General features: G+C 40.0%; 12 protein-coding genes. 9 read left to right on the forward strand and 3 right to left on the reverse strand.

Annotation, left to right across the window (positions count from 1 at the left end; translation table 11 throughout):
• The first annotated feature begins 712 nt into the window (after window positions 1-712).
• The 3 genes from MKX36_RS12235 to MKX36_RS12245 all read left to right on the forward strand — a co-directional run bounded on the left by MKX36_RS12235 (window position 713) and on the right by MKX36_RS12245 (window position 2,578).
• A complete protein-coding gene (locus MKX36_RS12235) occupies window positions 713-892 on the forward strand; it encodes a hypothetical protein (protein WP_340864771.1) in 180 nt (59 codons plus the stop codon).
• Window positions 893-964: 72 nt separating this feature from the next.
• Entirely contained in the window at window positions 965-1,354 is a 390-nt protein-coding gene (locus MKX36_RS12240) for a copper amine oxidase N-terminal domain-containing protein (protein WP_340864772.1), read from the forward strand.
• 285 nt (window positions 1,355-1,639) lie between these two features.
• Complete coding sequence (locus MKX36_RS12245; RefSeq protein WP_340864773.1) at window positions 1,640-2,578, forward strand: DNA/RNA non-specific endonuclease; 939 nt, start codon at window positions 1,640-1,642, stop codon at window positions 2,576-2,578.
• Window positions 2,579-2,759: 181 nt separating this feature from the next.
• Here MKX36_RS12245 and MKX36_RS12250 read toward each other — a convergent pair whose 3' ends face one another.
• The 3 genes from MKX36_RS12250 to MKX36_RS12260 all read right to left on the reverse strand — a co-directional run bounded on the left by MKX36_RS12250 (window position 2,760) and on the right by MKX36_RS12260 (window position 5,289).
• A complete protein-coding gene (locus MKX36_RS12250) occupies window positions 2,760-3,968 on the reverse strand; it encodes an IS110 family transposase (protein ID WP_340864774.1) in 1,209 nt (402 codons plus the stop codon).
• A gap of 392 nt (window positions 3,969-4,360) precedes the next feature.
• The gene (locus MKX36_RS12255) at window positions 4,361-4,834 is read right to left on the reverse strand and encodes a DMT family transporter (RefSeq protein ID WP_340864775.1); all 474 of its coding nucleotides are present in this window, start codon (window positions 4,832-4,834) and stop codon (window positions 4,361-4,363) included.
• A 14-nt stretch (window positions 4,835-4,848) separates the two neighbouring features.
• Complete coding sequence (locus MKX36_RS12260) at window positions 4,849-5,289, reverse strand: DMT family transporter (protein ID WP_340864776.1); 441 nt, start codon at window positions 5,287-5,289, stop codon at window positions 4,849-4,851.
• A gap of 261 nt (window positions 5,290-5,550) precedes the next feature.
• Between MKX36_RS12260 and MKX36_RS12265 the strand changes: the two genes are divergently transcribed.
• The 6 genes from MKX36_RS12265 (at window position 5,551) to MKX36_RS12290 (ending at window position 12,100) form a co-directional block, all read left to right on the forward strand.
• Window positions 5,551-6,504 (forward strand): AraC family transcriptional regulator, encoded by a 954-nt coding sequence (locus MKX36_RS12265; RefSeq protein ID WP_340864777.1) that lies wholly within the window; start codon window positions 5,551-5,553, stop codon window positions 6,502-6,504.
• 284 nt (window positions 6,505-6,788) lie between these two features.
• Window positions 6,789-7,808, forward strand: a complete 1,020-nt coding sequence (locus tag MKX36_RS12270; protein WP_340864778.1) for a FecCD family ABC transporter permease — start codon at window positions 6,789-6,791, stop codon at window positions 7,806-7,808.
• Window positions 7,808-8,818 (forward strand): FecCD family ABC transporter permease, encoded by a 1,011-nt coding sequence (locus MKX36_RS12275; protein ID WP_340864779.1) that lies wholly within the window; start codon window positions 7,808-7,810, stop codon window positions 8,816-8,818. Before MKX36_RS12270 ends, MKX36_RS12275 begins: the two co-directional genes overlap by 1 nt.
• A 28-nt stretch (window positions 8,819-8,846) precedes the next feature.
• Window positions 8,847-9,833: an ABC transporter substrate-binding protein gene (locus tag MKX36_RS12280; RefSeq protein ID WP_340864780.1), complete on the forward strand. Its 987-nt coding sequence runs from the start codon at window positions 8,847-8,849 to the stop codon at window positions 9,831-9,833.
• A 93-nt stretch (window positions 9,834-9,926) separates the two neighbouring features.
• Entirely contained in the window at window positions 9,927-10,793 is an 867-nt protein-coding gene (locus MKX36_RS12285; RefSeq protein WP_340864781.1) for an AraC family transcriptional regulator, read from the forward strand.
• Window positions 10,794-10,882: 89 nt separating this feature from the next.
• Window positions 10,883-12,100 carry an MFS transporter gene (locus tag MKX36_RS12290; RefSeq protein ID WP_340864782.1) on the forward strand — a complete coding sequence of 406 codons (1,218 nt, stop codon included), beginning with the start codon at window positions 10,883-10,885 and terminating at the stop codon, window positions 12,098-12,100.
• The last annotated feature ends 301 nt before the right edge of the window (window positions 12,101-12,401 follow it).

Genomic DNA, 12,401 nt, shown 5'->3' on the forward strand with positions numbered 1-12,401 from the left:
GTTCTGGTAAACACGATTAAGTAACACCGCATTGCTGAAATAAGAAAAGCTCATAAATTTGCTTTATTTCATGAAGTGAATCATACATTCTTAATCATATTGAAACGTGGTATTCGCATCAAACATATATGTAGTTACTCTCTAGGGTAACTACGTATAGCTATCCTTGTGGACGAGCATGCTTCAGGACGTCGGAGAGAATATTCCTCTTGCCATAATCAGGTTTTTTTTCGTCATATGAAGCAAGCAGAGAGCTATATCATGAATAATTCGCTCACTGAAAGCAGAAAGATAAATATATTAGGTCGATATAGATATAATTGTGCGGGACAAGAACATTGTTCCATTTAAGTCGCTATTATAGCGGCTTTTTCGTATTATCAGGTTAGCCAGTAATTACTGGTTGGCCTTTTTTTGTGGTCGCTTTACGATGGGGGAGCCGGGAGAACGTAGCGGCTTTAGAGGCTTAGACCTCGTAACAAAAACTGTTCTCCCACGACCTCCAAATCTGTTTCATTAAGCTAACGGGCAGGATGGTTTAAGATCATACTCGGGGAACCATACCGCAAATAATGGATATTTTTTTCGATTGAAAGCAACAAGAATGATAATTTAATGGCAGGATAATAAAGGCAATGCAACCTTCGGGTTCAACCTCGCTGAGAAGTGGCTTGGACCCTTTTTGTATTCCAAAACTAGAGGAGAATTCGTAATGTTGAGACAGAATTGCTGTTACAGCGACTGGGGAGATCGGCAAGTCGCTCGAACGCAAGGGAAGAGCTTTTTTATTATTAGGAGTTGGTTCCGTTGGGTCGAGATAGGACAATTGGGTGAATATTCCAATTTAGATTTCTTTGTCATTGTAAAAGCCGGGGAGAAAACAGATATATAGACCAATTAGATTGGCTCCAGACGTACACCCTCTTCCCTATTGGTTTAAGAATTCGGATGTTGGGCTACTGATTTGCCTGGCGGTCAGCGTAAGACACAGCGCTTGGTGATCAGCAACAAGACAGCTTATGTCGGAGACAGTGCTTATCGTATTTCCGCAGCGCCATTTATTCAGACGGGACGCACCTATGTGCCGATCCGTTTCATCTCCGAGAAGCTTGGGGCAACCGTGAATTGGAATCAGAGCACCAAAGAGGTAACGATTCAGAAGGATGGTAAAACGATTCGTTGGGCTGTAGGGAATAGGCAGGTAAAAGTAAACCAGCAAACGGTGATGCAAGATGCTCCTTTACTTCTGAAGAACGGCAGTGCGTTCGTTCCTGTTCGTTTTGTGGCGGAGCAGTTAAATACTTCCGTTGAATATATGGGAAGTAAGCATATGATCGTGATTTTCAAAAATTAAGCAGCATAATGGAATTACAGAATAATATTTGAAGATAAGGACTCAGTGACCATGCTTCAAAACTAGAGTAAAATATGTAGACCGTCATTAAACTAACGGGAAACTATAGCTTACTGATGACACGAAGGCAGCCGACGACTAAGATCGGCTGCCTTCGCTGCGCTAACGGGGGCAGGGTAATTTAATAGGATATTAGTCTTTTATGGTAAGATTATAGAACAAGAAAAGATAGTTAAAGTCGTCGTTTTTAGAATGAACAGTATGAAATTATAGGAGAGTCCTAAAATGAAAAAGAAAATGAACTATTTAATCTTAATTTTAACGATCATCTTTATGGTTGGTTGTACCAACGTAGAAGATACATCCAATACAGATGTAGAAACAGATTCACAAGTAATAACCACAGATACAACAAATAAGAATAGTGAAAAAAAAGCAGCTGTCAAAGCGGTTGTTGATGAACCAGTAGAAGAGGAAACATCAACACAACCAAATAACAAATTGTTTTTAGGATACAAGCTTATCGAAGTCGATGGTGGTGATTTGTCTGGGTATCGTGAACCTAACGTTGTTGTTGACATTGGATACAGAGACCGTGAATATTGGGCATTTACTAATGAATATGGGCAATTAGTGCGTGTCATTGCTGATGAAATTATTCTACAAGACGACCGTAACGAACCTGTACTATCGTCTGGCAGATACTACCCTGATGAGGCAAAGGTTCCTGGTGTCGAAAGTGACGTTTTAGATGAAGGACATATCATTGCTGATTCTCTCGGAGGGGTATCGAATCCATATAATATTACCCCACAAGATAGCACACTCAACCGACATGGTGATCAGGCTTATATGGAAGATGCGATACGCAAAGCAGGTGGAGCCACTAATTTTGAAGCGATTGTCACATATCCGAATACAGAAACCCAAATCCCTTCAAGTTACCAGTACACGTATACGTTAAAGGGTAACAAGATCGTTGATACATTTGACAATGTGAATCCTGATGAAGTAAATGCATCACTCGGATTAACAGACAGTGAGCCTTCTGACTCAACTAGTTCAAATAAAAACGCTGACATTTCTAGTGTTGATACAAACGGTAATGGACAGGTGACGATTAAAGAAGCTAAAACAGCAGGTTATAGTATGCCAATAACGAGTGATCATTGGTTATATCCTTATATGCACGATGCTGATATGGACGGTATGGTAGGTGAGTAAGACTAAATAAGAGCAGTTTGCCGTCGCGGCAACTGCTTCTTCTCATTCAGCTATACCAGCTAATAGCTTGTCAAGATTACCAGTAAAGTGATTCTAAATCATGTGGTATAGTTAAAATGAGCATGCTAAATAACCCTCCAATTTCCGTTGTGCCTTGGAAGGTTATGCCAATAATAATCTTTTAAATTGGACGAAATTCCTTTTTGTTTTTCAAGATTGCATAGAGCCAATGGACGAGCTTATTTGCACATGCGATTAGAGCTACTTTATGTGGTTTTCCTTCTGCTCTCTTGCGATCATAGAACGCTTTGATTCGCATATTTCGGGAGCGTATAAGCCCACACTGGACAGCCATTACCAGTGCGTAACGCAACTGCCTGGAACCACGTTTCGTGATTCGGTTTCGAGTTGCTGTAAATTTACCGGAAGCAAAGACACTCGGGTCAATGCCTGCAAAAGCCACTAGCTTTTTAGGATGATCAAATCGGTCGATCTCTCCAATTTCAGATAAAATTGTTGCAGCAATTTTATGCCCAATACCGGGAATCGACTGAATTAATTCATACTCTTCAATTTCTTCAGCCAGAGCATCTATGTTCTGTTCCAGTTCAGCAAGATGCTCTTGGTACTGAAGAATAAGGGTAATAAGAACTTTCAAATTGATTAAGTGGCTTGCATACATGGTTTGTTGAAATGGGTTTTGTTTTGCCGCGTCTAGCAGTCGCTGAACCCGTTGGTTAATCCAGCCCTCTGAACGCCCCCGTTTCGAAGAAAGTAGTTCTTTCATCTTAGCTTTGAGTGTAATTTCATCCGTCTGCAAAACTGAATATGAGGTTGGAAATTCACTTAAAAACCGTAGTGAAATACGGGAATACATAGCTCCAAAGACGCCTTTGTAAGCTGGGAAAACCTGATCTAAAACGGCTTGGAATTGCAGCTTTGTCTGTACACACATCTTTGAAAGGGATTCATACTGTCTTGTAAGATAGCGCAGATTGAGAAGTTGCACACCTCTTTTCTTAAAAGGTTCAAACTCTTCCTTGTAGTACAACTCTCCCAATAGGTAAGCGTCCACAGCATCCGTCTTTACTTTACGAAGTTGAGACTTTCTAAGCCGATTTGAGATGAGCGGATTAATGACAATATAAATGTAGTGATGTTCTTCTAGGAACTGAACAACGGGACTTTGGTAATGGCCGGTTGCTTCTAGAATAAGCAGAGGACGTAGTTTGGATGCAGTCTCAACATCCTTCAAAACTTGATGTAAATTTGCTAGGCCATCACGAGTGTGCTCGAAGTGGAATGTCCCTCTGAAGGGCTTTCCGCGCGCTAAAAAGGCTTGTCCATGACTTTCTTCTTTTGAAATATCTAGACCGACAACTGGATTCATTTCATCTCTCCCTGTAAGTTTAGATTCCCCGGCATCCCTAAGGTTCTTCTTGTCGCTCCATAGCATCGCTTGTTATACGGGATCTTACGTCCCAACCAGCCTCAATCATGGTCATGACAAGTAGGGCGAACACTATAGCGCTCGGGATCAAGTCCCACGGGCAGGTACGTTCGACCAGGCTACCTTAATCCTCTATGCAAATGAAAAAAGGATCAACCAGAAAGAACTGGTTGATCTCATAATACGATCGGGCAGGTTAGTTGAATATTATATGTATTACTATTGTTAATCTATTGGAAGAGGCTTTTTTGTTTTAAGGAGCCAAGTTCTTTTCCAAACTGCGGACAAGAACTTGGACCGATTATCGATTTAGATGAATAACTATTTTTATTTTAATTTAATTTTGTTTCTAATGTTGTGCTATTCTTTTCGCTAAAAATTAAAGAAAGAGCGGTTAACATTAGAATAACTGAAATTCCACGCTGCCACGAGAATTCAATGACCGCACTACCGAATAAGCCTAGCGCATCGATCATAAATCCTGCAAGAATCTGGCCTACAATGGCAGTAAGATTAGCGGGAGTTACACCAAGCTTATTCACATTAAAACTGGACAAAAACAAATAACCAAATCCTAAGAAAACAGCAGCAAGTTGTAGTTTGGGGGCATGGACCAGATCAAATACATGGCCGGTACCAAAAAAGCAAACCAAGACCCCAAGAATTAATGCGCCGGTACCCAATGAGAAGAATACAGTCTCCAATAAACCAATTGTTCCACCGACTTTACCATTGATCGATGATTGAGAGCTGACTGCCGCGCCTCCAATCAAAGTGATTATTACAATTACAAATAAAATTCCCATAACGATACTCCTTTTTAAAATATAGTAAAAGTTAAAGCGCCCAACATAAGAATCAAAGCAGCTATCCTTTTGCCGCTAACCCTCTTTTTCATACTCCCAAACCATCCGAAATGATCTATAAGAATACTTGTCAACATTTGTCCTACTACAACCGTTATCATGGATAACCCCACGCCTATAAAGGGAATACCAATAACAATTGAAAGCATATAGACAACCCCTAAAATGCCTCCGAGAAGGTTCCATTTTGGCAATTTCATAATTTTAGGTAGATTACCTCTCCCAAAAAATAATAAAAGGATTAACGAGATGATTGCCCCCATTAAGAAGTTATAGAAGTTAGCCTCTAATTCACCGACCTGTTCTCCTAGTTTTCCGAAAAGAGCGGCTTCAAAGCTCAAGCAAGCTCCAGTTAATATTGCGATGATGTAAAATATAATTTTTTTCAATTTCATTCTACCCCTTCTTGATTGCTAAACGATTGAACGCAATTTGTTAGCCACACACAATTCTAAACTGTTGAAATGAGACTGGTGGTATTGTCCTAAACTTGTATATCAATGTTTTTTTAATTATTATGATAACTTCCTCCTTTTCAATGGCTTGATGCTTTGCAACACAGGTGCTCATGGAATAGAATTATATCATCAGGGAAATATTAAGATAGATATTTTATTCCCAGTAAATAAAATTATATTCCCAAGAAGGTGGTTGTGATGAAAGCTGATACGATGCCCGTCGACCGTACGCTATTTGTAAATATTCAACATGGACATCCTGAATTTCCGATTCAGTATTATGTGGATGAATTATATACATTTCTGGATAGAAGAGTACCTTTACATTGGCATTTTGAGCCGCAATTTTACGTAGCTATGGGGGGAATAGTTCGAGTACAGATTGGGAGTCATACTGTTACCTTAAATGTAGGCGACGGTATATTTATAAACGGGAATACCTTACATGGATTTGAACAAATCAATGAGATGGACATGTGTGAGTGCCCGAATATCATTTTCTCTGCGGAATTAATCGCCCCACATTCAAGTATTATGTTTCAGAAGTACATGAAACCTATACTGACTGACCAAAATTTACCCTATATCATTTTTACTTCGGATATTCCTTGGAACAATGGAATTCTCAAAAAGCTATTTAGTATTTTTGATTTACTCCAACAATATGGAGCTGAAAGTTCGTTTGGTCCATTTCCGAAGTTGAATTTTGAAACGTGTAACCCTCACGAGTCATGTTTCGAGCTTCAGGTTCAGTGTCTATTGAATCAAATATGGCAAACGATCGTACTGAACTTCGAAGAAATCCCGAAATTAAAACTGGATAAAAGGGATTTACAGTATCAGGTGCGATTGCAACATATGGTGTCTTATATAGAGTTCAATTATAAAAAAACAATAACACTTCTTGATATTTCAACATCAGCAAACATTAGTAAAAGTGAAGCATCTCGTGTATTTCAATCCTATATGCATTGTTCGCCTATTGAATTTCTACTTCGGCATCGAATAGAGGCAGCTAAGCGATTATTAAGTATGACCGATTATAGTATCCAAGATATATCCATGGAGTGTGGTTTCAATAATACAAGCTATTTCAATAAAGTGTTCAAAAAGAAAGTAGGAATGACTCCTAAGCAATATAGAACAATATGAAATTTGACTCTCTTCGCTTTTTAAGTGGAATCCACTTAAAAAGCGAAGAGAGTTTTTTATTCCTTTTTTGATGAATAGCTTGTTTTTTGAGGTTCCCTCTCAGCACTCTGAAAGGCAATAATGACGTAAATGCATTAGATAATTTGGATATTTGACATCAACTTCGGTACTTTTTATGGATGTTGTTGAATGCGCATTTACAATGATAATCATTATCAACTAAACTAACTAAGGCTAAGAACTTGATCGCGATAAAGGAGCGGTAAGCCAGACTTGAAAGGGGTATGAGAATCACGTTAATACAGAAAAAACAAACCACTGTTGCTATTACTATTTTTCTGGTTGGTGCTTTACTGCTAATTCTTGGAGTAATGATATCGATCATGTATGGCACTTCGGGGGTAAGTTGGAGAGACGGATGGCAAGCCTTATTCTTATTCAATTCCGAAGTGGATATTCATATTTTAATTCATGAATTACGATTGCCTCGCGTTTTAGGTGCGATGTTAGTGGGAGCGTGCATGGCAGTATCCGGAGCGATCATGCAGGGAATCACTCGAAACCCAATGGCTGATCCATCGGTTCTTGGCTTGTCACAAGGAGCCGGTCTTGCATTATGTATCGCCATGGTCTTATCACCATTATTAAATCACTTTCAACTCATGCTTGTTTCCTTTTTGGGTGCAGGTCTTAGTATTCTCTTTGTTTACGTGATCAGTATTTTTTCTCCCGGTGGAATGACCTCCGTTAAGATGATATTGGCGGGTACAGTGATTAGTTACTTATTCGGTTCACTAAGTTCTGGACTTGCTATATATTTTGAAATCTCTAAGGATATGGCTTTTTTTTATGCAGGAGGGCTATCCATGGTGCGCTGGCCAGAAGTATCGCTTCTTTTACCGATTGGCCTAATTTGTTTATTAATCACAATGTTTCTTTCCCGCTCCATCAGTATTCTAAGTTTGGGCGAAGAAATTGCAACAAACTTAGGGCAGCGGACATTTCTCACCAAATTGTTAGCCATCGCATTAGTGGCTTTAATGACAGGAGTCTCGGTTTCCGTTGCTGGTGCGATAGGTTTTATTGGGCTTGTGATTCCGCACATCGTACGATCTCTTGTCGGTCAGGATTACCGATTAATCATTCCTTGTTCGGCTATGTTAGGTGGGGTGCTATTAACCTACGCAGATTTAGTTGCGCGATGGGTTCAGTTCCCTTATGAAACACCAGTAGGTGCACTAACTGCTGTTCTCGGTGTTCCGTTTTTCTTATATTTGGCCAGAAAGCAATGGAGGGGAATGTAATGCAATTCGTTCGGAGAAAGCATGCCCCGCTGCTTGCCTTCATCATCTTAATTCTCATTTGTATTGTATTTATATTGAGTTTAAATTCTGGTTCGGTTTCTATATCGCCGCACGAAGTCTGGTCGACATTATTAGGGAAAGGAACTCCGGAGCAGAACCTTACGCTTTTTGAGTTACGCCTACCACGAATGGTCATCGCACTTCTTATTGGGTGTGGCTTAGCGATTTCAGGAGCTATTATGCAAGGTTTATCCAGGAATGATCTGGCTGATCCAGGACTAATGGGTGTCCATGCTGGTTCAGGCCTTGCCGTTGTTTTGCTCATGTATCTGGTGTTTCAAAGCGGCACAGTCGCATCCTACAATGCAATGAGTATACCGATTTTCGCCTTTGTTGGTGCATTATTGACCGCTCTAATCATCTATGCCCTTGCATGGCGTAAAGGAATACTACCCATTCGATTAATACTGGTTGGTTTAGCAGTAGGTGAAGGATTACGGGCAATATACATCATTCTTTCCTTAAAATTGAGTGATGAAGTCTATATGGGGGCAACCGTTTGGTTGGCTGGAAGTTTGACAGGAACGGGATGGCCTATCGTGATTGCAATCCTACCATGGATCACGATTCTGTCACTCTATGCATTCTATAATAATCGCTATCTAGACGCATTGAGTTTTGGAGAAAGCACAACTACGAGTATTGGCGTTAAAGTTAATCGGGAAAGACTGAAGTTTCTACTTGTGAGTGTCGGTTTAGCTGGAGCATGTGTTGCTGCTGGTGGGGGAATCGGGTTCATTGGTCTAATGGCTCCGCATATTGCAAGAAAATTGGTCGGTAGTAAATATAAAGTGATTATCCCGATCTCAGCGTTAATCGGTGCATTGTTGCTATTGCTTTGTGATTGGTTTGCACGCACAATTCTGCCACGTGTAGAAGTACCTGCAGGCATTCTTGTTTCATTAGTTGGAGCACCTTACTTTCTGTACCTGCTGCTCCGATCCAAATAAAATCGTGTGAAGAAAAGGGGTTATACGGATGAAGAAATGGAGCATGTTAATATTTATACTATCTGTTTTTATGATGATTTCGGCTTGTAATAATGATACTAATGGGCCATCTGCATCAAAGAGTGAGTCTACCACAGGGAACACGAATGAAGTAAATACCGAATTGCGAACCATCCAAACGATAAAAGGAAGCGTCGATATACCAGTAAATCCGAAACGTATTGTCGATTTGGCATACACCTCGGAGCAACTCCTTATCATGGGATACACACCTGTCGTATCTTCCACTGGTTTAAATGGAAAAGCACCAAATTATTTAGACGGAAAAATGGATAACACCGTATTTGTTTCCCCTCATACGGTTAAAATTGAGGATATTGTGGCGGCTAAACCAGACTTGATAATCAGCAATTCACGAACAGAAAAAATGTATGATCAGTTGTCTAAGATCGCTCCAACGATCTATCTTGAAAATGATTTGTACTCTTGGAGAGAACAGTTTACGGAGCTGGGTGCATTTTTAGATAAGAAAAAAGAAGTGGATGAATGGTTCGGACAGTATTCTGCAAAAGCAAAAAATATAGGAAGTGAAATTAAAGCAAAGTATCCAGGAGAGACATTTACCCTATATGTAACCAATGCAACTGAATATCGTATTTATGGACGGTCCCTGTTGGGCGATATCTTGTTTACGGATATGGATTTACCTGCGGCTAAGGGAGTCCCATTAGACAAACCGGATTCAACGGTAGAAGTCGTCTCATTAGATACCATTTATAGCCTTCAGCCAGACCACATTTTTGTAGGTAATTATGCGTTTGAATCAAATACAGCAGATTTGGTTCAATCCCGTTTTGAAGATTTTATATCCAATCCCTTATTTACTCGTTTGAAAGCATCCAGGGAGGGAAAGGTGTACTCGATGATCGGAGAAGAGTGGCACCAATCCGAGTATCCCTTAGGGAAAGAGAAAGCACTTGAATCCATACGACAAAAGGTTCTAGGGCCAAACTGAATAAGGGAATCCAAAGTTGCTCCGTGACCTAGCTCACGGAGTTTCTCACGTTATGTTACTCCGTTCTTGAGTCCTGATAGAAAGGATTAAAACATGTCAAAAAATATACCCATCTTTCATGATTTTGAATTTATGAATCCAAGAAAATTTGATTTATCGCCAATCAATGGTCCATTTTATAAAACAAAAGTAAAGGATGTGCTTTCTCCACATCGTCATGACTTCTACGAGATCTTCTGGATTTTAGAGGGTACGGGAACGGTACACATTGATTTTAAAGAATATACTTTACAGTCTCAGATGCTCTGTTTTATTTCACCAGGGCAAGTGCATGGATGGAGTTTTACACGGGAGGATCAACCCCTCAGAGGATATTTACTGAAATTCAATAATGAATTGCTAACAGAATATGGATTAAGCTTTAACGCGTCAGACGAGGGTTATACAGCTAGTCTACAGCCGATATATCACATTAACAATGAACAAAAAGAATTCTTCAATGGTATTTTTGAACTACTCTATAGAGAATGTCGCATCGCTTTGCCACGAGGGGACGAAGCCGTTCGAAGTTATTTAAGATTACTTTCCATAGAGATTTACCGGATTCAGAATCAAATGGAGATGACACATCAAGAGGAGCGCACTTTCCAACTGACTCAAGCATTTTTAAATTTGGTTGAGGATCATTATAAAGAACGTTTGAATATTGACAACTATGCACAAATGCTTTTTGTAACACCGAATCACCTCATTCAAACCATTAAAGGAGCGCTTGGCAAAACAGCAGGCGAAATTATTCGCAATCGACGGATATTAGAAGGCAAAAGGTTACTGAGGTTCTCGACCTTATCCGTTGAGGATATCGCCACGTTGATTGGCTTTGTTGACCCATCTTATTTTAGTCGGGCTTTCAAACAGCATACGGGTTTATCTCCGACCAGATACCGTATTCTACATTAGTGTTCGAACTATATTCTGTAAATGTACAGAGCTAAATCTATTATTAATATGGAGTGATTAGTATTTCTACTTTTATATCTCAGTCATCGGTGTTTAGAACCAATGTTTCCTTTCGCAAGTTTTGGTGCGTAGAGATCATTTCTACGCTGGCTTTTCAAATGTTAGCAGTGACCATTGGTTGGCAAATGTATGCACTCACGCAGGATGCCTTTGAACTCGGTTTGGTTGGGCTTGCTGAATTTGCACCTATGATTTTACTCACCCTAATTGGGGGACAAATCGCTGACCGTCTGAATCGGCCTAAGATTATTATCGTGGCACAGTTGGCTGAGTGTGCAGTGATCCTCTTTTTAGCCATCTCGAGCTTGGGACACTGGATAGAGGGTTACCATATTTTAATTGCAGCTGTGCTATTTGGTACTTGTAGGGCTTTTGAGAATCCCGCCAGTTCAGCGATGATTCCGAGTATCGTAGATCGAAAAGAATTGCCAGAGGCGGTAGCGTGGCATTCATCGGCAGGGCAAACTGCATCCATCGTAGGTCCAGCATTGGGAGGGATACTCATTGTTTTTACACCTTCAGCGGTTTACATTACTTCATTACTCGCCCTGTTATGTTCTGTAATTTTAATCTCGCAAGTGAAAGTTATAAAAACCTATCAGACTGAGGATGCTGCAACGTTAGATTCTTTACTCTCAGGACTCCGGTTTGTTTTTAAGCGGAAAATAATTTTGGGTACAATTTCCCTAGATTTATTTGCAGTTTTACTAGGAGGAGCAACAGCACTTCTTCCTATTTTCTCTAAGGAAATTCTTCAAACAGGAAGCTGGGGTTTAGGCTTGATGCGGACTGCACCTGCTGTTGGTGCGTTGCTGATGTCGTTAGTACTCACACGATTTTCTATTCAACATTCTGTAGGTAAGTATTTATTTGGGTCTTTAGCTGTTTTTGGGGTTTCAACCATCGTCTTCGGGATGTCTACGAATCTCGTTCTTTCTTTAATCGCATTATTCTTTATAGGAGCCTCCGATGTAGTTAGTGTAGTTATTCGTTCCACCGTGGTGCAGTTAAATACACCACTTGAAATGCAAGGCCGTGTTGGTGCGATCAACTCCCTTTTTATAGGTACGTCTAATCAGTTAGGCGAATTTGAATCTGGGATGATGGCAGGTTGGTTCGGTGCCGTGAGAGCAACGGTCATTGGAGGACTAGGCTCAATAGCTATCGCGATGTTATGGATGTACATGTTTCCTACTTTGAGAAAAATGAAGACATACGATGATACAGGAGCCGAAAAAACAATTTAATCAACGATAAAAAACGGTACAACCCCTTTGAGTGGACAAGAAAAAAAAGACATCTGTACAGATGAACTTAATCTTGCTGAACAGAGGGGTTTTTTATGGCTAGAAAACAACCTTGTCGGCGGTATTCCTTGGGATTGGAAATGAAAGGCTAAGTTAATGAAGAACATATGATTCATTAATATTTGTTTATTGGGAAGATAATTCTATTTTGCGAGAATATTCATCATTCTTAGTAATCCTTTGATGATGTATTCTATTCCTTGTGCCTCTGAGTGCAATACATCAAGACCTTTTGTACCTG

Source organism: Paenibacillus sp. FSL W8-0439 (genome assembly GCF_038008995.1).
Taxonomy (GTDB): Bacteria; Bacillota; Bacilli; order Paenibacillales; family Paenibacillaceae; genus Paenibacillus; species Paenibacillus polymyxa.